The following is a 22,271-nucleotide window of genomic DNA, read 5'->3' as shown; positions in this document are numbered from 1 at the left end:
GCGGAACTCAGGCGCGGAAGCGGGCGGCGAGCGCCTCGGAGCTGCGGGCGAGCAGCCCCATGTCGGAGCCGACCGCGGTGAAGCGGGTGCCGGCCGCGATGTAGCGGCGGGCGAGCTCCTCGCTCGGCGTGAGGATGCCGGCCTGCTTGCCGGCCCGGACGATCCGGGCGACCGCCGCCTCGATGGTGGCGACCACCTCCGGGTGGCCCTGCTGGCCGACGTAGCCGAGGCTGGTGGAGAGATCGCCGGGCCCGATGAACACGCCGTCCACGCCCTCCACGGCGGCGATCGCGTCCAGATTGTCGAGGGCGCGGCGGGACTCGACCTGCACCGCCACGAAGATCTCGGCCTCGCAGCGGGTGTGGTAGTCCTTGATCCGGCCGAACCGGGCGGCGCGGGGCGCCTGCGAGAAGCCGCGGATGCCGCGGGGCGCGTAGCGCGTCGCCGCGACCACCCGGGCGGCCTGCTCGGCATCGTCGATGTTGGGGATCATCAGCGACTGTGCGCCGGCGTCGAGGACGCGCTTGACGGTGATCGGGTCGTCGCTCGGCACCCGCACCATCGGGTGCGTGTCGCCCTCCATCATCGCCTGGAGCTGGGCGTAGATGTCCCGGAGGTCGTTGGCCGAGTGCTCCATGTCGAGCAGCAGCCAGTCGAACCCGGCGCCGGCGACCACCTCGGTGGAGATGGGACTGGCGAGGCTGCACCACAGGCCGATCTGCTGGCGCCCCTCGGCGAGGGCCGCCTTGAAGCGGTTGGTGAGGTTGTCCATCACGATCCTCCCTGGGGGCGTCGCGGCGTCTGCGCGCCGTCCGCCCCATCACGCGCAGCCTTCCGCCGCGAGGTCAAAGCCAAACACTGGATCGACCGATGCGGATCGCGCATCAATCGACCGCGCGGGCTCACGCGGGCGGCATCTCCGCCACGATCGAGACCAGCTGGGCGATCAGCGGGTCGTCCGCGTCGCGCCGCCACGCGAGGAGCAGCTCCACGGGGCGCGGCGCCGGCAGGGCGAGGGGGCGGAACACCACGCCCTCGAAGCGCAGGCGCTCGGCGGCGGCCGGCACCAGGGCGATGCCGAGCGCCGCCCGGACGAGGGCCAGGATCGAGTGGATCTGCGTGAGTTGCTGGACCATCGGCGGCCGGATCTCGGCCTCCGCGACGAGGCCGAGGACGAGGTCGTGGAAGTAGCGCGCCTCGTTGGGCGCGTAGCCGATGAGCGGCTCGCGCCCGAGATCGGCGGGCGTGAGCCCGTCGCGCAGGGCCAGGGGGTTCCCGGCCGGCAGGGCCACCACGAGGGGCTCGGCGAGCGCCCGGACGGCGATCAGGTCGGGATGCGTCACCGGCGGGCGCACCAGCGCGGCGTCGATCCGGCCGGCGAGGAGTTCCTCGATCTGGTCCTTGCTGACCATCTCGCGCAGCGCGAGCGTCACGTCCGGCAGCGCCCGCCGGAACGCGGTGACGAGGCGCGGCAGGAAGTCGTAGGCCGAGGCCGCCGTGAAGCCGAACTTGAGGACGCCCGCGCGCCCCGCCGCCACCTGCCGGGTGACGTGGGTCGCGGTCTCGGCGAGCCGCAGGATGCGCTGGGCCTCGGGCAGGAAGCTGCGGCCGGCGGCGGTCAGCCGGACGGTCCGGCTGGTGCGCTCCAGGAGCTGCACGTCGAGGACGCGCTCCAGGACCTGGATCTGCCGCGACAGCGGCGGCTGCGTCATGTTCAGCCGGGCGGCCGCACGCCCGAAATGCAGCTCCTCCGCCACGGCGGCGAAGCACCGGAGCTGGCTGAAATCGAACATGAAGGCTCCCTCTCCCGGACCGCGGCGCGGTCCGGGAGAGCATAAGGCCTTCGCGGCGGCCACGCTGAGAGGGCCGCCCTCATCCAATTAGGTGAGGCGGCGGTCGCGCTTCCGGCCCGACCGGCTTCGCGCCCGACCGGACTACGGCGTCACCTCGTGCCCGGCATAGTCGATCCGGCCGTCGGGCCCCTTGGTCCACTCGTAGATGACGTAGTCGGGCCGGGTGAGGTCACCCTTCCTGTCGTAGGCGATCGGGCCGACCACCGTGTCGACCGGCTTGCCCTGGTGCAGCCAGTCGGCGAGCGCCTTGCCGTCGCTGGAGCCGGTCTCGGCCATCGCCTTCGCCAGCACCTGCACGGCCGCGTACGAGTAGAGCGTGTAGGCCTCGGGATCGATGCCCCGGGCGTTGAGCGCCGCCACCACGCCCCTGGCGTTCGGGTTCTTGCGGGCGTCCGGCGCGAAGGTCATCAGGGTCCCCGCCGCGCCCGGGCCGGCGATCTGGACGAACTCCTTGTCGGGGATGGCGTCGCCGCTCATCATCCGGGCGGTCAGCCCCTGATCGCGCATCTGCCGGATGATCAGCCCGGCCTCGGTGTGCACGCCGCCGAAATAGACGACGTCGACGTTGGCCGACTTCAGCTTGGAGACGAGGGCGGAGTAGTCCTTCTCGCCCGGGTTGATGCCCTCGTACAGCACGTCCTTGCCGCCCCTGGCCTTGAGCGCCTTCAGGGTCTCGTCGGCCAGGCCCTTGCCGTAGGGCGTCTTGTCGTGGACGAAGGCGATCTTCTTGCCCTTGAAATGCGCGGCCAGGTAGTTGCCGGCCACCGCGCCCTGCTGGTCGTCGCGGCTGCAGGTGCGGAACGTGTTCCACATGCCGCGCTCGGTGAGCTTCACGCTCGTCGAGGCGGCCGTGACCTGGATGATGCCGGCGTCGAGGTAGACGTCGGAGGCCGGGATCGTGACGCCGGAATTGTAGTCGCCGACGACCATCTTCACGCCGTCGCTGGCGAACTTGTTGGCGACCGAGACGCCCTGCTTCGGGTCGGAGGCGTCGTCGCCGACCGTGACGGTCAGCGTCGTGCCCTTCAGCGTGCCGGCCTTGTTGATATCCTCGACCGCCTGGCTCACGCCGTTCCGGATCTGGGCGCCGAAGGCCGCGTTCGGCCCGGTCATGGGCGCGGCGACGCCGATCTTCACCGGCGCGCCGCCCTCCTGACCTCGCGCCGCGGTCATGAACAGCAGCCCGGCTAGGCCGGCCATCAGTAATCGCGTCATCTTTCCCCCAAGATGTGGCCGGACAGATCGCCGACGAACGCTGAATTCGGATAGATCAACGCGGATCCACGCGCGTCGAGTCGCAGATCACCCGGCGCGATCCTGTCGCTCACCTTCACCGGGGTCAAGGTTTCTGGGGCGGGCCGAGATGTTCACCGACGCCGGCGCGCGATCGGCCGGCGGGCCCTCACGGAGCCGTGCGGCGGCCCCGCGGCGCCCCGAGGGCCCGCCGGGTCGGGATGGCGCCGATGATGCATCGGGCCGGCGCATCCGCAGCAACCCGCCGTGACCGATGGCCGCCTCCCGTCCCCGCCGCACCCCCAGCCCCAGCCGTCCGAGCCCGCGTCCGGGACGCGGCTGATGGGGCCGCGCGGGAACGAGGAGCGTGACGAGGAGCGTGACGAGGTGCGTGCCGAATTTCGGGACGCGTCGGTGGACTGGGCCGAGCGCCGCCGGATCGCCGAGCAGGGCCGGGGCGACCGGCCGTGGTCGCTCTGGGGCCCCTATCTCAGCGAGCGGCAATGGGGGACCGTGCGGGAGGATTACAGCCCCTGCGGCAACGCCTGGGCCGCCCTGACGCACGAGGACGCCCGCTCGCGCGCCTATCGCTGGGGCGAGGACGGGCTGGCGGGGATCTGCGACGAGCGCGGCGGCCTCTGCCTGGCCCTCGCCCTCTGGAACGGCCGCGACCGCATCCTCAAGGAGCGGCTGTTCGGCCTGACCAACCAGGAGGGCAACCACGGCGAGGACGTGAAGGAGGTCTACCACTACCTCGACGCGGTCCCGAGCCACGCCTACCTGAAGATGCTGTACCGCTACCCGCAGGCGGCCTTCCCCTACGCGGACCTCGTCGGCGAGAACATGCGGCGCGGGCGGGAGCAGCCCGAGTACGAGATCGAGGAGACGGGCGTCTTCGACGGGGACCGGTTCTTCGACGTCACGGTGGAGTACGCCAAGGCCGACGCCGACGACGTCCACGCGGTGATCACCGCGCTGAACCGGGGGCCCGAGCCCGCCGACCTCCACGTCGTCCCGCAGCTCTGGTTCCGCAACACGTGGTCCTGGCAGGCGGGGCCGGACGGGCAGGCGCGCCCGCGGATCGCCCGCGCGCCCGACGGGGGCGCGGTCTGCGCGCACGAGAGGCTCGGGCCGTACCGGCTCGCCTTCGACGGGGCGCCGGACCTCCTGTTCTGCGAGAACGACACCAACCTGCGGCTGCACGGCGGCCGGCCGGACGCCGCCGGGCCGTTCAAGGACGGGCTCCACGCGGCGATCGTCGACGGCGATCCCGCTTCGGTGCGCCGGGACGCGGGCACCAAGCTCGGCCTGCACTACGCGCTGCGGCTGGCGCCCGGGGCGACCGCCCGGATCCGCCTGCGGCTGTCGGCGGGCCTGCGCGCCCGGGCCGTCGACGACGGCTCCCTGGTCCGGCGCCGGGTGGCCGAGGCGGACGCGTTCTACGAGGAATTGCAGGACGGCATCGCGAGCCCGGACTCCCGCGCGATCTTCCGCCAGGCCGCCGCCGGCCTGATCTGGTCGAAGCAGCTCTACTGCTACGACGTGCGGCGCTGGCTGGAGGGCGACCCGCTCCAGCCGCCGCCGCCCCGGGGGCGCGCGGGCGGCCGCAACGGCCAGTGGCGCCACTTCGCGGCGGCCGACGTGCTGTCGATGCCCGACACCTGGGAGTACCCCTGGTTCGCCGCCTGGGACCTCGCCTTCCACTGCCTGCCGCTCGCCCTGCTGGACCCGGACTTCGCCAAGAAGCAGCTCCTGCTGCTCACCCGCGAGTGGTACATGCACCCGAACGGCCAGCTCCCGGCCTACGAGTGGGAGTTCGGCGACGCCAACCCGCCGGTCCACGCCTGGGCCACCTACCGGGTGTTCGAGATCGACCGGGACCGGCGAGGCGGGCGCGGCGACCTCGCCTTCCTGGAGGGCGTGTTCCACAAGCTGCTGATCAACTTCTCCTGGTGGGTGAACCGCAAGGACGCGCAGGGGCGCAACGTCTTCCAGGGCGGCTTCCTGGGGCTCGACAATGTCGGCGTGTTCGACCGCTCGCGCCCGCCCCCGGGCTTCGGGGTGGTGCACCAGGCCGACGGCACCGCCTGGATGGCGATGTACGCGCTCAACATGATGCGCATCGCCCTGGAGCTCGCGCTCCACAACGACGTGTACGAGAGCACCGCCTCCAAGTTCTTCGAGCACTTCCTGCTGATCGCCGAGGCCATGACCGACATGGGCGGGGCAGGCGGGGACGGGCAGGGCTACGGCCTGTGGGACGAGACCGACGCGTTCTACTACGACGAGGTCGACATCCCCGGCGGCGGGATGCTCCCCTTGCGGGTCCGCTCCATGGTCGGGCTGGTCCCGCTCTTCGCCGTCGAGGTGATCGAGCCCTCCGTGCTCCACCGGCTGCCGGACTTCGCCCGGCGCCTGAACTGGGTGCTGGAGAACCGGCCCCACCTCGCCCGGCTGGTCTCCCGCTGGACCGAGGGCGGCGTGAAGGACCGCAAGCTGCTGTCGCTGCTGCGCGGCCACCGGATGAAGGCGCTCCTGCGCCGCATGCTCGACGAGGCCGAGTTCCTCTCGCCCTACGGCGTGCGCTCCCTGTCGAAGGTGCACCGCGACGCGCCCTACGTGCTCAACGAGCTCGGCGCCTCCTTCACGGTCCGGTACGACCCGGCCGATTCCACCTCGAACATGTTCGGCGGCAACTCGAACTGGCGCGGCCCGGTCTGGATGCCGATGAACTTCCTCATCGTCGAGGCGCTGCGGCGCTTCCACACCTATTACGGCGACGACTTCCGGGTGGAGTACCCGACGGGCTCGGGCGCGATGCTGACGCTCAGCGCCATCGCGGACGCCCTCGAGGACCGCCTGATCGCGCTGTTTGCCAAGGACGGGACCGGCCGCCGGCCGGCCTTCGGGACCCGGCCGCCGATCGCCCCGGCGCCGGGTGCCGAGGAGCCGCTGCTGTTCCACGAGTTCTTCGACGGCGATACCGGCCGGGGGCTCGGCGCCGCGCACCAGACCGGCTGGACGGCCCTGATCATCAACCTGCTGCGCGACCGAGCACGCCCGCGATAGGCGCGCCCGGCCGGGAGCCGGCCGATCCGGTCAGCAGCCGGTCAGCAGCTCAGCCGCCGGCCCTCGCGGCGCCCGAACACTTTGTAGTGGGCGGCGCCCGATTCCATCTGGCCGTTGGCCACGGCGCGGCGAACGTCGGGGTTGCAGCGCAGGTACTCGCGCTCGTCGAACCCGTAATTGGCGCGGCCGCGGTAATCGTCCCGATCGCGGTAGCCACGGTCCCGGTAATCGTAATCGCCACGATCGCGGTAACCGCGGCCGCCGCCATAATCGTCGTAGTCGGGGCGGGGCTGCGCGGAGACCGGGCCGACCACGCCCAGAATGCCGAGGCTCACCGCGGCCGCTGCCAGAATCGCCTTCATCGTACCAATCCTCCCTTTCGGTGGCCAGAAACGCGTCGGGGCGCGGATGGTTCGATCGCCTCGGACGTGGCAGCCTCGGCCGGTCCCGCCCCCGCGCAGCCCCGCATCGCGGATCTTCCACGACCCGCGCCGGGGCGATCGCCGCCCCGGCGCGGACGCCCGTCACATGCGGCGCATCATCTCGCGGCGCATCTCGCGGTGGCGCATCTCGCGGCGCATCTCCCGATGCATCATGTGGCGCTCCATCCGGTGGCGCATCATCCGACGCTCCATGCGACGGCGCATCATGTGGCGCTCCACCGGATCCATCTGGACCGTCGAGACCATGTCGGCGGGCGCCGACACGCCGGTGCCGGGGCCGATCGGCGCGGCGGAGGCCGGGATCGCGAAGGCGGAGCCGAAGACCGCCAGCAGGGCGGCGGTGATGATCGTTGAACGCACGGGAAGTGTCCTCTCTCGCCGCCCGGAAAGACGGGCGGGCGTTGTCAGCAGGCTCGCGGCCGGACCCGATCCGCCCGTCGACCCGCCCAGGAAGACGCGGGCCGCCCGGATGGTTCCGCGGATCGCGCCCGAGCGGATCGAGGCCCCGGTCCTGCCGCCGATCCGGGGCAGCGGTCGACGGGTCGCAACCCGGTGATGCACGAACGCATCAGCCGCCGGCAAAATCAGATCACTTCGCGCGGAACGCGGGGAAAAACTTACCAACTACTCACGGACCATAAGGCCAAGAAATTACGCGACATCTCTGATTACAACGCCATCTATCAGTTCAAGTCGCCACAATTTTTACGTCCATGACATTGACATTCTTGCTCGAGCGACGATCGCAAAGAACTTCACATCTTCAGAATCGAGAAAATATGCCGTAGCCATAGCCGGTCATCGCAGTGACTGCGCGCAATCGGCAGACGTTTCATTTCAAGCATCGCACTGAGCGACAACGAGAACATGACGTCGGCGCTCTCGATTACGCACGACGGGGGATTTCTCATGTATCGAATCTCGGGTTCTGGACTTCTTCTCTGCCTCCTGTCGCAGACCGCGCTGGCGGCGGACCTTCCGCGGCGAGCCCCGCCGGCAGCGCCGGCCGCGCTGCCGGTGTTCTCCTGGACCGGCGCGCATGCCGGCCTGTTCGCCGGCTACGGCGCCCTGGACCGCGCCACGCAGTTCGTGTGCACGGGCCCGGGCGGGCAGCCCGGCGCCCGGTACTGCCCGGTCATCCCGGCGAAGCGGGCCTCGGACGCGAGCTTCGTCGGCGGCGCCGAGGCCGGCTACGATTGGCAGCTGAATTCCGGCTTCGTCGCCGGCGCCGCGGCGGATTACCAGTTCACCCGGCTGTGGGGCTACGACCGCCGGGAGGGCACCTTCCCGGCCGCGGGCGGCGGCTTCTATAACCGCAGCGTCGCCCATTCCGGCCAGAGGCTGGACGAACTCACCACCGTCCGCGGCCGGGTCGGCTTCGCCGTCGACCGCACCCTGGTCTACGCTACGGGCGGCCTCGCGGTGGGCCATGTCCGGACCGACAACAACCTGTCGCTGTCCGGCCTGCCGCTGTTCGACGGGCGACAGGGCGGCGCGCGCGCGGGCTACGTGGCCGGCGCCGGCATCGAGCACGCCTTCAGCCAGCACCTCTCCGCCAAGGTCGAGGGCCTCTACTACGATCTCGGCACCCGGGCGGTCCTCCCGGGCCCGTCCTATCGCGTGCTGACCGGCTATCACGCCGGCTCGCGCGTCGCGACGGACGGCCTCCTGGCCCGCGTCGGCCTCAACTACCGGTTCGGAGCCGGGCTGCCCGACCTGCCGCCGGTGGCGCTGGCCGGCCCGGCGACCTGGGATTTCGAGGGCGGCCTGCGCTACTTCTTCAGCGCCGGGACCCCGCGCGAGAAGCTCGGCGACCCCGACGCGCCGGGCCAGCTCAATTCCCGCCTGACCTACGCCAACGCCCAGGCCCATGCCGGCGAGAGCTTCGCCCGGCTCGAGCACAATCCCACGGGCCTGTTCGCCAAGGGCTTCCTCGGGACGGGCGGCGTCACGGGCGGACGCCTGGTCGACGAGGACTTCCCGCCCGCCCTGCGCCGCTACTCGAAGACGCTGTCGCCGATCAAGGACGGCGACGTCGGCTACGGCGCGGTCGATTTCGGCTACGACGTGCTGCGCCGGGACGGGTACAAGCTCGGCGGCTTCATCGGGTACCAGTTCGCCTCCGAACTGTATAACGGCTACGGCTGCCGCCAGGTGGCGGGCGGGGCGCCCTGCGCCCGGCCGTACACGACCGGCACGAAGACGCTGGGTGAGACCATGCAGTGGAACGCGCTGCGCGTCGGCGTGATCGGCGAGGCGCGGTTCGACCGGATCCGGGTCAGCCTGGAGGGCGCCTACCTGCCGGTCGTGAGCCTGAGCGGCGTCGACCGGCACTGGCTGCGGCCCGACATCAATCCGGGGCCGGAAGCCGGCCACGGCGACGGCTACTTCCTGGAGGGGATCATCGCGTACGACCTGACGCCGTCCGTCAGCGTCGGCGTCGGCGGCCGCTACTGGCAGCTCCAGGCCGACAGGGCGCACACGACGGCCTTCCCGTTCCTGGCGCCCAGCCCGATGAAGTTCGAGACCGGCCGCTACGGCGGCTTCGCGCAGCTCTCCTACCGGCTGGCGGATTTCGGCTTCGGCGAGACGGCGGCCCCGGTCCGCAAGGACTGATCCCGCCTCCGCCCGGCGCCCGACCGCGACCGCTGCGGGCGAGGGGCCGGGCCGCACCGGACCGCTGGACTGGCGCGGCCTTGCCGGCCTCGATGCAGGCTGTCCGGTGCCGGCCTCTCGATCCCGGTATCGGCCCCGTCCGACCCGCGGCCGGCGACCGCGGGGCCGCCCGGCTCGGCCGCGCGACCGCACGGGCCGTTCACGACCGGGCCGTCGGCGTCCGCGGCAGATCCGGCCCGCACGGGGACCCGGCGCACGCGGCGCCGGGGCCGGGGCCGACGCGGCCGGACCGGCGAACCGCGCAGCAGGCGCCCCGCACAGCACGCACCCGGCGCAGCGCGCCCGCGCGTCCTCATCCCCTCATGGCCGCGGCCGGGCCGGGTTCCCCACCACAATGGCGCCGGCCGGGACGTCGCGCGTCACCACGCTGCCCGCCCCGACGATCGCGTCGTCGCCGATCGTGACCCCGGGGAGGATGATCGCGCCGCTGCCGATCCAGACATTGGCGCCGATCACCACCGGGCGGGCGAATTCCAGCATCTGCCGCCGCTGCGCCGGGTCGCGCGGATGATCGGGTGTCAGGATCTGCACGGCCGTGCCGATCTGCGTCAGGTCGCCGATCGTGACCGACATCACGTCGAGGATGGCGCACCCGAAGTTCAGGAACACGCCGCGGCCCAGGCTGATGTTGTAGCCGTAGTCGCAGTGGAACGGCGGCCGGATGTTGCAGCCCGGGCCGACCCGCGCGAAGGCCTCCTCCAGGAGAGCCTGCCGCTCGGGCTGGCTCCGCGTCTGCGTGGCGTTATACCGGTCCATCCATTCCGAGATGCGCCGGTTGTCGGCGGCCAGTTCCGGGTCGTCGGCGCAGTACAGCTCGCCGGCCAGCATCTTCTGCTTCTGGGTCTTCATGATCTCTGTCTTCATGGTGAGGACCTCCCTCCGGCCGCGTCGGGCCGCCTCCGGCCCGGTGCCCCCGTGCGGGCCGGAGGCGCCGGCACCGCGGGCCCTAGCTATGCGTACATATGTACATATCAAGGCCGTGCGCGCCACGGCCCGGCTGCCCTGAACCGGATCCGAGGAGGTCTGCTTGCCCGCCGCCCAGCGCCGTTTCGACCCGGATCGCCGGGCGCGCATCATCCAGGCGACCCTCGACGTCGTCGCCGAGCACGGCGTCGCCGGCACCACCCACCGCCGGGTCGCGGCGGCGGCCGACGTGCCGCTCGGCTCCATGACCTACCATTTCGACAGCCTCGACGCGCTGCTGACGGAGGCGTTCACCGGGCTCGCCGACACGGTCTCGGCGCGGTTCGCAGACCGGCTCTCCGCGGCCGCGACTGTCGACGAGGCCTGCGAGGCCGTGGTCGACCTGATCGTGAGCGACCTCTGGGCGAGCCCGCGCACGATGCTGCTGAGCTACGAACTCTACGCCTTCGCGGCCCGGAACCCGCCGCTGCGCCGGGTCATGCAGGACTGGATGGCCAAGAGCCGGGCCGCCCTGGGGCGGCACTTCGCGCCGGAGACCGCCAAGGCCCTCGACGCGATGATCGAGGGCCTGACGATCCACCGCTCGGTCGACCCGCAGCCGGCGGATCGGGCGCAGGTGCGGGCGATCGTGGAGCGGCTGGTGCGGTAGGGCCGCACCCGCTCCCGCGTCGAGGAGCCGGCCGCGGCGCGCCAGCCCCTCAAGCGATCGTGATCGTCGGGTGGACCGGCGCCGAATGCCGCACGGTGCCGGCAAGGAATCCGCAACCATCGCGCGAGCAGTTTCGTCCCGATGCGCGCCGCCGGCGCGCCCGGGCGCGATCCGCGCCGGCGGTGGGGATCCCCAAGGGCCGATGCAGACTGACGCGACCCGCCCGGCCGCGCCGCCGGATCCCGCTTCGCCCCAAACCGCGGGCGAGCCTGCATCCTGGGACGGCGCCCCCGGCTTCGGGCAGTGGCGTCTCGATCCGCGCACCCGCCGGGTGACCCGGTCGGCGAATCTCGCGCGGCTGCTCGGGACGCCCGGCGCGTGCGACCTGCCGCTCGCCGAGCACGTCGCCTGCTATCATCCGGACGATCGTGCCACCCTGGTCGCGCGGCTCGAGGGGATCCTGGAGGGAAGCCGGCCGGCGGTCCCCTACCAGGCGCGGGCCCGCTTCGTCCGCCCGGACGGGACCGTGCTGGACGCGATCATCCAGGGACTGCCCGAGCTCGGGCCCGACGGCACCCTCGTCGCCCTGCACGGCCTGCTGCTCGACGTGACCGACCTCGTCCAGTCGGAGCGGCGGGCGCGCGAGACCGACATGATCCTGCGCGGCACGCTGGACAGCATGGACCAGGGCCTCGTCGTCCTCGATGCCGACCAGCGGGTGCGCGCGTTCAACCGGAGCGCCGCCGACCTCCTCGACCTGCCGGACGACGTCCTGCGGGCCGGCGTCGCCCTCCCGGACATCCACGCCTACCAGCGGGCCCGCGGCGACTTCGCGGAGGCCGGGTCCGATCCGGGCCTCGGAACGGGCGCGCGCGGCGCGCTGCCGCCGCTGTTCGACTGGCGCCTGCCCAGCGGCCTGATCCTGGAGGTCCGGTGCGCGGCCCTGCCGGACGGCGGCACGGTCCTGACCTTCGGCGACGTGACCCAGAACCGGATCGCCGAGCGGGACCTGGAGGAGAGCGAGCGCCGCTACCGGCTGCTGGCCGAGAACGCCACCGACATCATCATCTGGTCCGACCTGACCGCCCGCCGCCGCTACGTCTCGCCGGCGGTGCGCGCCGTCCTGGGCTACGACCCGCAGGACCTGATCGGTACCCATCCCCTCGACTTCGTCCATCCCGACGAGGTCGGCGACTACCGCCGCGTCCTCGACGACCTCACCGGCGGGCGCGCGGCCCGCGCCCTGACCTCCCAGCGCTACCGGCACCGGGACGGGCACTGGGTCTGGCTGGAGATCTCGTTCAGCCTGACCCACGACCGGGCGACCGGCGCCCCGGACGGCTACGTCGCGACCCTGCGCGACGTGAGCGCCCGCAAGGCCGCGGAGGACGCCCTGCGGTTGAGCGAGGCCCGCTACCGCGCCCTGGCGGACGCGCTTCCGCAGCTCGTCTGGATCGCTAGCGCGGAGACCGGCGACGCCTCCTACGTCAACCGGCGCTTCGAGGATTACTACGGCCCGATCGGCCCGACGCGCGCCGCCCGGATCGCCCGGACCCATCCCGACGACACGGAGCGGATGGAGCGGCTGTGGTCGGAAGCCCCCACTTGCCGCGCGCCCTACGAGGTCGAGGGCCGCCTGCAGCGGCACGACGGCCGCTACCGCTGGCACAAGATCGTGCTCCTGCCGATCTGGCAGGGCGAGACCAGGGTGGGCATGCTCGGCACCGCCCTCGACATCGACGAGATCGTCACCGCCCGGCGCGAGGTGGAGGATGCCAGCAGCCTGCTGCACCTCGCCCAGCAGGCCGCCCATGCCGGGACGTGGCACCTCGACCTCGACAACGGCCGGATCGAGTGGTCCCCCGAGAGCGCGCGGCTCCACGGCATCGAGACCGACCGGGACCACGCCCTCGACACCCGGGACTGGCTCGCCCTGATCGACCGCGCCGACGGCGAGCGGGCGCTGCAGATCGCCGCGGCGGCCGCGGCCGCGGGGGAGACCTTCTCGATCGAGTTCCGCGTCCCCACCCCGGACGGCGGGGTGCGCTGGATCAACGGCGTCGGGCGCGGCGCGCCCGGGCAGACGCGGCGGATGATCGGCCTCAACATCGACGTCACCGCCCGCAAGGTTGCCGAGGCGGCGCTCCTCGCCGCCAAGGCGGCGGCCGACGCCGCGTGCCTGGAGGCGGAGCGGGCGAGCGCGGCCAAGAGCGAGTTCCTCGCCGCCATGAGCCACGAGATCCGCACCCCGCTGAACGGGGTGATCGGCTACGCCGACCTGCTCCTCGACGGGACGGATCTCGGCCCGGCGGCGCGCCGGAACGCCGACCGGATCCGCACCGCCGGGGCCGCGCTCCTGACGGTGGTCAACGACGTCCTCGACTTCTCGAAGGTCGAGGCCGGCCAGATCGAGATCGTGCCCCGGCCCTTCGCCCTGGAGGCGCTGATCGACAACGCGGTGTCGATCGTGCGCCCCTCCGCGGAGCGCAAGGGGCTCGCCCTCACGGTCGCCCACGGCCCGGGCCTGCCCGACTGGGTCGAGGGCGACGAGGACCGCCTCCGGCAGATCCTGCTCAACCTGCTCAACAACGCCATGAAGTTCACCGCGTCGGGCGGCATCGACCTGTCGGTCCGGGTCAGCCCGGACGCCGCCAGCGCGACGGGCGGGACGCGGCTGCGCTTCGCGGTCCGCGATACCGGCATCGGCATCCCGACCGGCAAGTGCGACCGCCTGTTCCGGCGCTTCTCGCAGGTCGACGGCTCGATCAGCCGCGAGTACGGCGGCACCGGGCTGGGGCTCGCCATCTCGAAGTCCCTCGTCACGCTGATGGGCGGGACGATCGGCGTCGCGAGCACGGTCGGGCACGGCTCGACCTTCTGGTTCGAGGCCGACCTGCCCGCCGCCGTCCCGCCGGCCCGCGAGACCGCGCCGGCCTCGGCGATCGCCCGCGCGACCGGCCGCCGCCTGCTCCTGGCCGAGGACGTGCCGCTCAACCAGGACCTCGCCCGGATGATCCTGGAGCGCGCCGGGCACGCGGTGGACGTGGTGGCCGACGGGGTCGCCGCGGTGGCGGCCGTCCAGGCGCGGTCCTACGATCTCGTGCTGATGGACGTGCAGATGCCCGTGATGGACGGCATCGCGGCGACCCGGCGGATCCGCGCCCTGGGCGGCGGCGCCGGCCGCCTGCCGATCCTCGCGATGACGGCGAACGTCCTGCCGCAGCAGGTGGCCGAATTGCGCGCCGCCGGGCTCGACGACCATATCGGCAAGCCGTTCCGCGCGGACGCGCTGCTCGCCGCGATCGACCGCTGGGCGGGTCCCCGCGCGGAGCCGCCGCGCCGGGGAGGCACGATCGACCGCGCCACCCTGGACGAGATGACCGCGATGGTCGGTCAGGCGCGGATGGGCGATCTCCTGGCGATGCTGGCGAAGGAACTCGCGGAGCGGTTCGGGCCGGCGGCGCCCGACGGCGACCGGACGCGGCTGATGGGGGACGCGCACGCCATGGTGTCGGCGGCCAGCATGATCGGCTTCGTGGATCTGGCCGCGACCTGCCGGGCCTTCGAGACGGCCTGCCGCGCCGGCGACGACGTCACCGCGCTGCTGTCCGCGCTCCGGGCCCAGGCGGCCGCCACGATCGACGAGATCGCGGTGCTGCGCGCGGCCTGAGCGGACGGCCTGAGAGCGGACGCCCCGAACCCGCTCGGCCCCGGCCGAGCGCGGCGCGGGCGGGGCGCACCACGTCCTCTTCGGCGGCCCGCGAGAGCCGCCCCAGGTCGTCCCAGGTCGTGCGGCGACCGAGCCGAGGACGGCCTTCGGACGGCCGTCGCCGATCCGGATCGGGCGCCTGCCTCGCCCCTCCGACGACCCTGATCGGGACGCTTTCGCGACCGAACCTCGAACAGGAAGCGACGGCGTCGGGGATGCCGATGGCCCTGCGCCCGCGGCCGAGCCGACCGTCAGGGTCCTGCCTGAAACACAACCTATATCAGCACTACCCATATATACGCATACTATTAGCGCCAAACTCCGGTCTATTAGGACATAACTTCTTATTATCTGTGATGACATAAGCCGTCTTCGCCGACCGAACTGCGTTCCGGCCTGCCGCTTATAGCCTCCACGAAGCTCTCCCCCTCTCGCGCATGCGCCCCGCGTCAGACGCGGCGGCCCTGCGCCGCGACGCCCGGACTCCCATGACCCTGCGCATCGGCACCCGTCTCCAGCTGATCACCGCGATGGCCCTGCTCGGCATGGCGGTGCTGATCGGGCTGGCGGCCTGGGACCTGTCCCGAGTGATCGGCGACGCGCGCGCGCTGCAGACCCGCAACCTCGTCGAGGCGGCGCACGGGGCCCTGGCCTACTTCGAGGGCGAGGAGCGGGCGGGGCGGTTGAGCCGCGCGGCCGCCCAGGCCTCCGCGATCGCGGAGATCCGCGGCCTGCACTACGCTGGCAGCGAGTATTTCTGGATCCAGGACATGCAGCCGCGGATGCTGCTGCATCCGAAAGAGGCGCTGATCGGCCAGGATGTCGGCGGCCTCACCGATCCGGCCGGCAAGCACCTCTTCGTCGCGATGGTCGAGCAGGTTCGCCGGGCGGGGGCGGGGTTCGTCGCCTATAGCTGGCCGAAACCGGGCCACGATCGGCCCGTGCCCAAGATCTCCTACGTGAAGGGCTTCGCGCCCTGGGGCTGGATCATCGGGACCGGGATCTACGCGGACGACACCGCCGATCAGGTGCGCCCGGCCCTGCAGCGCCTCCTCGCCGGCGCCGCCCTCGCCGCATTGGTCATCGCGGGCCTGGCGACGCTGATCGGCCGGGGCGTCGCCCGCCCGATCCGGGCGCTGACCAACACGATGGACGGCCTCGCCGCGGGGGACCTCGAGCGGGCGGTACCCCGCTCCGGGGGCGCCGAGGAGATCGGCCGGATGGCCGCCGCCGTGCAGGTGTTCAAGGACAACCTGATCCGCACCCGGCAGCTTGAGGCGGAGACGGCGCAGGCCCGCGCCTCGGCCGAGGCGCAGCGCCGCGCCGGCATGCGCCAGATGGCGGACGGTTTCGAGGCCGCGGTCGGGGGCATCATCGGGCAGGTCTCGGCCGCGGCCACGGAGCTGCAGGCCACCGCCGGCTCCATGTCGGGCCTGGCCGGCCAGACCTCGGTCCAGTCCCGCACGGTCGCGGCGGCGGCCGAGGAAGCCGCCGCCAACGTCGGCACGGTCGCGGCGGCGGCCGAGGAACTGGGCGCTTCGGTGCAGGAGATCGGCCGGCAGGTGCAGGGCTCGGCCGGTCTCGCCCAGGCAGCGGTCGGCGAGGCCGACCGGACCGGCGCGCTGGTGCAGGAGCTCAGCGCGGCGGTGACGCGGATCGGCGACGTCGCCGGGCTGATCGCCGCGATCGCCGGCCAGACGAACCTGCTGGCGCTCAACGCCGCGATCGAGGCGGCCCGCGCCGGCACCACCGGCCGCGGCTTCGCGGTGGTGGCCTCCGAGGTGAAGGCTCTGGCCGAGCAGACCGCCAGGGCGACGGCGGAGATCTCGGGTCAGATCGCGCGGGTTCAGGGGGTGACCGGGCAGGCGGTCGGCGCGGTCGACGCGATCACGGCGCGCATCCGCGAGATCGACGCCGTGGCGACCTCGATCGCGGCCGCCGTGGAGCAGCAGGGCGCGGCGACCCAGGAGATCGTGCGCAATGTCGGGGAGGCCGCTCAGGGGACCGGGGCGGTGACCGGCACGATCGCGCGCGTGGCGGGCGCGGCCGGGGAGACCGGCGCGGCGGCGGGGCAGGTGCTCGGCGCGGCCTCCGCGCTGTCGCGTCAGTCCGAGCACCTCGCCGCCGAGGTCGGGCGCTTCCTCGCGACGGTGCGCGCCGCCTGAGCCCGGGCGCGGTCCCGCCGCAGGATTGCACCCGAGGGTTTTGCACGCCGAAATTTTCTTCTCCCGCGGGCGCGGCGGCCAGCAGCAACGATCCCGGCCGTCGGTCCGGCCCGCCGGACCGTGCCGGGCCAAGCGCTGCATCGACCCGGCAGGGCGGCGTGCCCGCACCGCGCCTCCGCTCCGAGCTGGCCCCGGGGCGACGAGGAGCGGCATCTCCGATCGGGCCGTTCCGGAGATCAGGCCCCGATCCCTCGCGCTCCGGGGAGATGGGAAATCCCGACGCGCGCGATCCACGCGCCGTCGGGCGCGGCCGTCTCCGACCCGTTTCCCGGCGCGGCGGCCCGCGGCGCGGCGCGGATCCCGGGCGCGACCCGGCCGGAGCGCGGGCCGCGCGCGCGGGTGGCGCGTCGCGGGCCGCCCGGCCGGGCCCTTGCCTTCGACGCCGAGCTTGGCCGACCCTGCCCCCGGCCGCCCGAGTCGCCTCCGCGCCGGGCCGGCCGGAGAGGGGGAACATCTCATGACATCTGCCGGTCCGCACCGCCGCGCCGTCGCGCTGGCCACCCTGGCCGCCCTGGTTCTCGGCGCGCCGCTCCCCGGCACCGCCCGCGCGGCCGACCGGGAGGTCACCTTCGCCCACCAGGACATGGTGGTGCCGTTCCGCGCGCTGATGGCCTCCGGGGCGCTCGAGAAGGCGACCGGCTACACGATCCACTGGCGCAAGTTCGGCGGCGGCGGCGACGTGATCCGCGCCATGGCCTCGGGCAGCGTCCAGATCGGCGAGGCGGGGTCGAGCCCGATCGCGGCGGCCGCCTCGCAGGGGCTCGACATCCAGCTGTTCTGGATCCTCGACGAGATCGCCGACGCCGAGCAGCTCGTGGCCCGCGCCGGCAGCGGCGTGACGGGCGTGGCCGACCTGCGCGGCAAGACGATCGCGGTACCGTTCGTGTCGACCGCCCACTACCAGCTGATCGCCGCCCTGGCGGAGGCCGGGCTGACGCAGGCCGATGTCCGGATCCTCAACATGCGCCCGCCCGAGATCGCCGCCGCCTGGGAGCGCGGCGACATCGACGCGACCTTCATCTGGGATCCGGTTCTCGCCCGGGTGAAGAAGTCCGGCACGGTGGTGGTCTCGGCCGGCGATCTCGCCCGCCGGGGCAAGGCGACCTTCGACGGCCTCGTGGTCGACCGGGCCTGGGCGGCGCGGAACCGGGACTTCCTGGTGACGCTCGTCCGGCTGATCGCCGCCCAGGACGCGGCCTACGCCGCCAGGCCCTGGAGCGCCGACGCGCCTGAGGTGGCGGCGGTGGCCCGGATCAGCGGCTCGGCCCCCGCGGAAGTGCCGGCGAGCCTCGCGGCCTACCGGTTCCCGACCCTGGAGGCGCAGGCCTCGCCGGCCTGGCTCGGGGGCGGCGCCGCCAAGGCCCTGACCGAGACTGCCGCGTTCCTGAAGGCGCAGGGGCGCGTGCAGGCGCTGGCGCCCGACTACGCCCGGTTCGTCACGACGGAGGTCGTGGACGCGGCCCGGAAATAGCCTGTCGCCGGACCGGAGGGCCCATGATCGAGATCCGCAACCTGAGCGTCCGCTACGGGGCGGGCGCCGACACGGTCGCCGCGCTGTCGGGGATCGACCTGACCATCGCGCCCGGGGAGTTCGTGGTGGCGCTCGGCGCCTCGGGCTGCGGCAAGACCACCCTGCTCTCGGCGATCGCGGGGTTCCTGGCGCCCACCGAGGGCCGCGTCCTCCTCGACGGGGAGCCGGTCCGGGGGCCGGGGGCCGAGCGGGGCGTGGTGTTCCAGCGCCACGCCCTGATGCCCTGGCTGGACGTGGCCGAGAACGTGGCCTTCGGGCCGAAGATGCGGGGCGTGCCCAGGGCCGAGCGGCGGCGGATCGCCCTGGCGATGCTCGATCTCGTGGGTCTGCCCGGCTGCGCCGACCGGAAGGTCTACGAGCTCTCGGGCGGCATGCAGCAGCGGGTCGGCCTCGCCCGGGCGCTCGCGGGAGACCCGCGCGCCCTGCTGATGGACGAGCCGCTCGGCGCGCTGGACGCGTTCACCCGCGAGCAGATCCAGGAGCTGATCCTCCGGATCTGGCACCGGACCGGCAAGATGGCCTTCTTCATCACCCACGACGTCGAGGAGGCGGTGTTCCTGGCCACCCGGCTGGTGATCATGAGCCCGCGGCCCGGCCGCATCGTCGAGACGCTGGACCTGCCCTTCTCCCGGGCCGCGGTCGGCGGCCGCGACACGCGGGCCGTGAAGTCGGACCCCGCCTTCATCGCCGTGCGCGAGCGCGTGCTCGCGCGCATCCGCGGCGCCGGCGCGCCGGCCGAGGCCGTCCGATGAGCGGTCTGCCCCGCGCCGCGCCGGACGCGGTCCCGGCCCCGGACTCGGCATCGAACTTGGCATCGGGCTTGGCATCGGACTTGGCACCGGCCCCGCGGGCGCGCTTCGGATCCCGCCGCAGCGGGATCCTGGTGCCGGCGGTCAGCACCGCCACCGTGCTGTCAGCCCTCGGCCTCTGGCTGGTTGCCACCCGCGCCGGCTGGGTGAAGCCGCTGTTCCTGCCGCCGCCGGAGGCGGTCCTGGCGGCCTTCGGGCAGGCCTGGCGCGGGGAGATCGACGGCGCCCCGCTCGGGCTCCACATCGGCGACAGCCTCCTGCGCGTCCTCGGCGCCTTCGCGCTCGCCGCCCTGGTGGGCATCCCGGCCGGCCTCGCCATGGGCACGAGCCGGATCGCCCGGGGCATCCTCGACCCGCCGATCGAGTTCTACCGGCCGCTGCCGCCGCTCGCCTACCTGCCGCTGATGATCATCTGGTTCGGGATCGGCGAGCTGTCGAAGGTGCTGCTGATCTTCCTCGCCTGCCTCGCCCCGGTGGCGCTCGCCGCGCGGGCGGGGGTGCGCTCCGCCTCGCTCGACCAGATCAACGCCGCGCGCGCCCTCGGGGCGAGCCGCTGGCAGGTCCTGCGCCACGTGGTCTTCCCGGCGGCGCTGCCGGAGATCCTGATCGGCCTGCGGATCGGCATGGGCGTGGGCTGGACCACCCTGGTCGCTGCCGAGATGGTGGCGGCCCAGGCCGGGCTCGGCCAGCTCGTCCTCAACGCCTCCAACTTCCTGCGCACCGACGTGGTGCTGATGGGCATCCTGGTGATCGGCCTGTTCGCGGGCCTGTTCGAGCTCGGGATGCGAGGGCTGGAGCGCGTGCTGGTGCCCTGGAAGGGCAAACACTAGCGCCGCCGCAGCACCTGCTTGAGCCGGCTGTCCGCGTGCGGATCGGCGTAGTGCAACAGGGCGGTGGCCCGGATCGCGTCGGACGCGCAGGGCTCGTTCGTGTGCAGCGAGCGGTAGCCCCAGAAGAAGTAGAGGCTTCCCGGCCTCAGCGACAGGCGGATCACGCGGTTGCTGCCGCGGTCGTAGGCGCGGGTCAGGAGCGTCTGCGCGAGCGGATTGTCGACCAGCACCTTGTCCACGAGGTTGACCAGGTAGCTCCGACGCAGCGGGCGGGTGTTCGGGTGGATGATCAGGCGCCCCGGGGACCCGTGGTCCGGCATCGTGATGGGGATGAGGGCCGTGAGCACGTAGGAGTCGAAGTGGAAGCGCATCGAGTGCGTCCTGGCGCCCGCTCCCGCCAGGCAGCGCAGGATCTGGTAGAAGCCGACATCCGGCGCGGGCCGTCCCACGGCGCTCTCGTAGATGCCGCGGCACAGGGCGTTGAAGGCCGGGTCGTCCGGGAGGGCGGCCAGGAACGTGCCGCCGAGATCCTTCGTCCCGGCGAAACCCGCGTACGCGCCGCCCTTCGCGGCGACCGCCCGCGCGACGAAAGCCTGCGCGACACGCAGGTCCTCCGGGCTCACGTAGTCCTCGAGAACCGCGTAGCCCCGTGACGTGATCTGCCGTGCAATCGCCCCCGCGGCCGGTTCGGAGGGGGCCTTGAACATGTAGCTCATGGGACCGAACCTTGCCGACGCGCGCCGCACGACACCTGAGAGCCGGTCAAACCGCTACCAAGATCAATATCTAAGCCGATACAGACAGATTCGGCAATCGTTAAGCGGCATCAATAGCTGCACAGGATGGCGCACTTTGCGCCCTTACTGCACGAACCAACGGGACAGGGGGCCCCATTCTCACGGCGTGGCGAAGGATGGTTCCGCGGATCGGAGGAACCTGCCGGCTCGCGCCGGTCCCTGCATCCACGTCCGCGTCCCGACAAGATGTGGGGCCCACCAGGCAGCGGACGTGGAGGTCGGCAGAACCAACCCGTCCCTAATCGCGTCGGCCCGCTCGCCGGTCGCCCTCATTTGATGCGCTGACGAACCGCGCTCAGCGGTCGCGCGGATGGGCCGGGCGGGCGCACGGTCCGGGTCGGCCTCGGCGCCGGTGCCGGTGCCGTTCCTGCCGGAGTTTGTCAGGTGCCGGCCAGTGGAAGAGACGGCACGTCGCGGCGCCGAGCAGAAGAAAATTCTCTTCGATCTCACCGCTCAGCGCTGACGGAAGCCTTCGGCAGGCGAACCGGGAGGGGAGAGACGAAGCATATATTTGAATACAACGTCTTTACGAACATTTGTATTACCCTAAAATGAATTGCGTAGGATCATAATCGTCGTGCAGCGTCGCCTCTGGTTGCGGTGAGATCGGGGATGTCTCGGATGGACCACGCGGACGACGTCGTATCCGAGGCGGCGCTCGTGGCGGCGCTCGAGACGTCCGGCGGCGTCGGCTTCTGGATGTGGGACGTCCTCCGGGACGAGGCGCGGGCCGATCCGGTGAGCGCCCTGCTGTTCAACATCAGCCCGGCCCGGTCGCGGGCGGGGGTCAGCCTCGCCGAGATCCTGAAGGCCGTCCATCCGGATGATCAGCCCCATATCTCGCAGGTCATCCTGGACTGCGTCCGGACCGGCGGCTCCTACACGGCGGAGTACCGCGTCTGCTCGCCGGAGGGCCGGCTGCGGTGGCTGTTCACCCGCGGGCACTTCTACCTGGACCAGGACGGGCGGCCGACCACCGGGCGGGGCGTCATCGTCGAGATCTCGGACAGCAAGTCGGTCGGCGCGGCCTTCGCGGAGCGCGACGGGGACACGATCGACGATGCGCTCAACCGCACCGCCGACCTCTGCCTGTCGCTGCACAACACCGTCTCGGTGCTCGGAGACACCGCCCTGGTGGCGCTGACCGAGACGCTGCTCCTCGAGATCGGCAAGCGCCTCGCGGCGCGCCAGCGCGCCGAGCGCAGCGGCGCCCTGCACTGAGCGGAGCGGCCGCTAGAGGTCGCGGATCTTCCGCTCGATGCGCGCCGCCTCGGCTTCGTCGACCTCCACCGGCCGGCCGGTGTCGTTCGGCAGGCCGCGCCCCGTCTGGGCGATGGTCTCGTCGCGCGGGCGGCCGCTCGGGCCGTCGGAGAGCGGCGGCTCCTTCGCGCGTTCGCGGTCCTGGTCCATCGGCATCCTCCACGTCCGCGACCGCGCCCCGGCCGGATGCCGGACGCGCCTCACAGGACCGGAACACCGCGCGGCCCCGCGCGGGTCCCGGCGCCGTGCCGTCCCAGTCGGGA

At 72.7% G+C, this 22,271-nt stretch carries 17 protein-coding genes; 9 read left to right on the top strand and 8 right to left on the bottom strand.

Annotation, left to right across the window (positions count from 1 at the left end):
• Positions 1-7: 7 nt before the first annotated feature.
• The 3 genes from LOK46_RS09350 to LOK46_RS09340 all read right to left on the bottom strand — a co-directional run bounded on the left by LOK46_RS09350 (position 8) and on the right by LOK46_RS09340 (position 3,068).
• Positions 8-772, bottom strand: a complete 765-nt coding sequence (locus tag LOK46_RS09350; protein WP_273563514.1) for an HpcH/HpaI aldolase family protein — start codon at positions 770-772, stop codon at positions 8-10.
• A 130-nt stretch (positions 773-902) separates the two neighbouring features.
• Entirely contained in the window at positions 903-1,793 is an 891-nt protein-coding gene (locus tag LOK46_RS09345; RefSeq protein ID WP_273563513.1) for a LysR family transcriptional regulator, read from the bottom strand.
• A 141-nt stretch (positions 1,794-1,934) separates the two neighbouring features.
• A complete protein-coding gene (locus tag LOK46_RS09340) occupies positions 1,935-3,068 on the bottom strand; it encodes a branched-chain amino acid ABC transporter substrate-binding protein (protein ID WP_273563512.1) in 1,134 nt (377 codons plus the stop codon).
• 360 nt (positions 3,069-3,428) lie between these two features.
• On the opposite strand from LOK46_RS09340, the gene LOK46_RS09335 reads away from it, so the two are divergent.
• Entirely contained in the window at positions 3,429-6,155 is a 2,727-nt protein-coding gene (locus LOK46_RS09335) for an MGH1-like glycoside hydrolase domain-containing protein (RefSeq protein ID WP_273563511.1), read from the top strand.
• Between the two features lie 41 nt (positions 6,156-6,196).
• Here LOK46_RS09335 and LOK46_RS09330 read toward each other — a convergent pair whose 3' ends face one another.
• Together LOK46_RS09330 and LOK46_RS09325 are read right to left on the bottom strand one after the other, a co-directional pair.
• Positions 6,197-6,517 carry a hypothetical protein gene (locus LOK46_RS09330; protein WP_273563510.1) on the bottom strand — a complete coding sequence of 107 codons (321 nt, stop codon included), beginning with the start codon at positions 6,515-6,517 and terminating at the stop codon, positions 6,197-6,199.
• A gap of 162 nt (positions 6,518-6,679) precedes the next feature.
• The gene (locus LOK46_RS09325; protein ID WP_273563509.1) at positions 6,680-6,958 is read right to left on the bottom strand and encodes a hypothetical protein; all 279 of its coding nucleotides are present in this window, start codon (positions 6,956-6,958) and stop codon (positions 6,680-6,682) included.
• Positions 6,959-7,507: 549 nt separating this feature from the next.
• Between LOK46_RS09325 and LOK46_RS09320 the strand changes: the two genes are divergently transcribed.
• The gene (locus LOK46_RS09320) at positions 7,508-9,214 is read left to right on the top strand and encodes an outer membrane beta-barrel protein (protein ID WP_273563508.1); all 1,707 of its coding nucleotides are present in this window, start codon (positions 7,508-7,510) and stop codon (positions 9,212-9,214) included.
• A gap of 360 nt (positions 9,215-9,574) precedes the next feature.
• On the opposite strand, the gene LOK46_RS09315 is transcribed toward LOK46_RS09320, so the two are convergent.
• Positions 9,575-10,138: a sugar O-acetyltransferase gene (locus tag LOK46_RS09315; protein WP_273563507.1), complete on the bottom strand. Its 564-nt coding sequence runs from the start codon at positions 10,136-10,138 to the stop codon at positions 9,575-9,577.
• A gap of 163 nt (positions 10,139-10,301) precedes the next feature.
• Between LOK46_RS09315 and LOK46_RS09310 the strand changes: the two genes are divergently transcribed.
• From LOK46_RS09310 to LOK46_RS09285, 6 genes are all read left to right on the top strand, one after another.
• A complete protein-coding gene (locus tag LOK46_RS09310) occupies positions 10,302-10,847 on the top strand; it encodes a TetR/AcrR family transcriptional regulator (RefSeq protein WP_273563506.1) in 546 nt (181 codons plus the stop codon).
• 202 nt (positions 10,848-11,049) lie between these two features.
• Positions 11,050-14,517, top strand: coding sequence for a PAS domain S-box protein (locus LOK46_RS09305; RefSeq protein ID WP_273563505.1), 3,468 nt, complete (start codon positions 11,050-11,052; stop codon positions 14,515-14,517).
• 527 nt (positions 14,518-15,044) lie between these two features.
• Positions 15,045-16,721 carry a methyl-accepting chemotaxis protein gene (locus LOK46_RS09300; RefSeq protein WP_273563504.1) on the top strand — a complete coding sequence of 559 codons (1,677 nt, stop codon included), beginning with the start codon at positions 15,045-15,047 and terminating at the stop codon, positions 16,719-16,721.
• 517 nt (positions 16,722-17,238) lie between these two features.
• The gene (tauA, locus tag LOK46_RS09295) at positions 17,239-18,252 is read left to right on the top strand and encodes a taurine ABC transporter substrate-binding protein (RefSeq protein WP_273563503.1); all 1,014 of its coding nucleotides are present in this window, start codon (positions 17,239-17,241) and stop codon (positions 18,250-18,252) included.
• A gap of 23 nt (positions 18,253-18,275) precedes the next feature.
• Complete coding sequence (locus LOK46_RS09290; protein ID WP_273563502.1) at positions 18,276-19,064, top strand: taurine ABC transporter ATP-binding protein; 789 nt, start codon at positions 18,276-18,278, stop codon at positions 19,062-19,064.
• Positions 19,061-19,951: an ABC transporter permease subunit gene (locus tag LOK46_RS09285; protein WP_273563501.1), complete on the top strand. Its 891-nt coding sequence runs from the start codon at positions 19,061-19,063 to the stop codon at positions 19,949-19,951. Before LOK46_RS09290 ends, LOK46_RS09285 begins: the two co-directional genes overlap by 4 nt.
• Here the strand turns inward: LOK46_RS09285 and LOK46_RS09280 are convergent.
• Positions 19,948-20,667, bottom strand: a complete 720-nt coding sequence (locus LOK46_RS09280) for a hypothetical protein (protein WP_273563500.1) — start codon at positions 20,665-20,667, stop codon at positions 19,948-19,950. The genes LOK46_RS09285 and LOK46_RS09280 overlap by 4 nt on opposite strands.
• 702 nt (positions 20,668-21,369) lie before the next feature.
• Between LOK46_RS09280 and LOK46_RS09275 the strand changes: the two genes are divergently transcribed.
• Positions 21,370-21,969, top strand: a complete 600-nt coding sequence (locus tag LOK46_RS09275) for a PAS domain-containing protein (protein ID WP_273563499.1) — start codon at positions 21,370-21,372, stop codon at positions 21,967-21,969.
• 12 nt (positions 21,970-21,981) lie between these two features.
• Here LOK46_RS09275 and LOK46_RS09270 read toward each other — a convergent pair whose 3' ends face one another.
• Complete coding sequence (locus LOK46_RS09270) at positions 21,982-22,158, bottom strand: hypothetical protein (protein ID WP_273563498.1); 177 nt, start codon at positions 22,156-22,158, stop codon at positions 21,982-21,984.
• Positions 22,159-22,271 lie beyond the last annotated feature (113 nt).

This window comes from Methylobacterium sp. NMS14P (genome assembly GCF_028583545.1).
In the GTDB taxonomy this organism is placed as follows: Bacteria; Pseudomonadota; Alphaproteobacteria; order Rhizobiales; family Beijerinckiaceae; genus Methylobacterium.
Note: the sequence above shows the minus strand (reverse complement) of the source record. Positions and strands in the feature narration are given on the sequence as shown.

Excerpts from the sequence above, each read along its gene's own strand:
- LOK46_RS09350 (WP_273563514.1), bottom strand. The coding sequence starts at position 772 with ATGGACAACCTCACCAACCGCTTCAAGGCGGCCCTCGCCGAGGGGCGC.
- LOK46_RS09345 (WP_273563513.1), bottom strand. The coding sequence starts at position 1,793 with ATGTTCGATTTCAGCCAGCTCCGGTGCTTCGCCGCCGTGGCGGAGGAG.
- LOK46_RS09340 (WP_273563512.1), bottom strand. The coding sequence starts at position 3,068 with ATGACGCGATTACTGATGGCCGGCCTAGCCGGGCTGCTGTTCATGACC.
- LOK46_RS09335 (WP_273563511.1), top strand. The coding sequence starts at position 3,429 with ATGGGGCCGCGCGGGAACGAGGAGCGTGACGAGGAGCGTGACGAGGTG.
- LOK46_RS09330 (WP_273563510.1), bottom strand. The coding sequence starts at position 6,517 with ATGAAGGCGATTCTGGCAGCGGCCGCGGTGAGCCTCGGCATTCTGGGC.
- LOK46_RS09320 (WP_273563508.1), top strand. The coding sequence starts at position 7,508 with ATGTATCGAATCTCGGGTTCTGGACTTCTTCTCTGCCTCCTGTCGCAG.
- LOK46_RS09315 (WP_273563507.1), bottom strand. The coding sequence starts at position 10,138 with ATGAAGACAGAGATCATGAAGACCCAGAAGCAGAAGATGCTGGCCGGC.
- LOK46_RS09305 (WP_273563505.1), top strand. The coding sequence starts at position 11,050 with ATGCAGACTGACGCGACCCGCCCGGCCGCGCCGCCGGATCCCGCTTCG.
- LOK46_RS09300 (WP_273563504.1), top strand. The coding sequence starts at position 15,045 with ATGACCCTGCGCATCGGCACCCGTCTCCAGCTGATCACCGCGATGGCC.
- tauA (WP_273563503.1), top strand. The coding sequence starts at position 17,239 with ATGACATCTGCCGGTCCGCACCGCCGCGCCGTCGCGCTGGCCACCCTG.
- LOK46_RS09290 (WP_273563502.1), top strand. The coding sequence starts at position 18,276 with ATGATCGAGATCCGCAACCTGAGCGTCCGCTACGGGGCGGGCGCCGAC.
- LOK46_RS09285 (WP_273563501.1), top strand. The coding sequence starts at position 19,061 with ATGAGCGGTCTGCCCCGCGCCGCGCCGGACGCGGTCCCGGCCCCGGAC.
- LOK46_RS09280 (WP_273563500.1), bottom strand. The coding sequence starts at position 20,667 with ATGAGCTACATGTTCAAGGCCCCCTCCGAACCGGCCGCGGGGGCGATT.
- LOK46_RS09275 (WP_273563499.1), top strand. The coding sequence starts at position 21,370 with ATGGACCACGCGGACGACGTCGTATCCGAGGCGGCGCTCGTGGCGGCG.
- LOK46_RS09270 (WP_273563498.1), bottom strand. The coding sequence starts at position 22,158 with ATGGACCAGGACCGCGAACGCGCGAAGGAGCCGCCGCTCTCCGACGGC.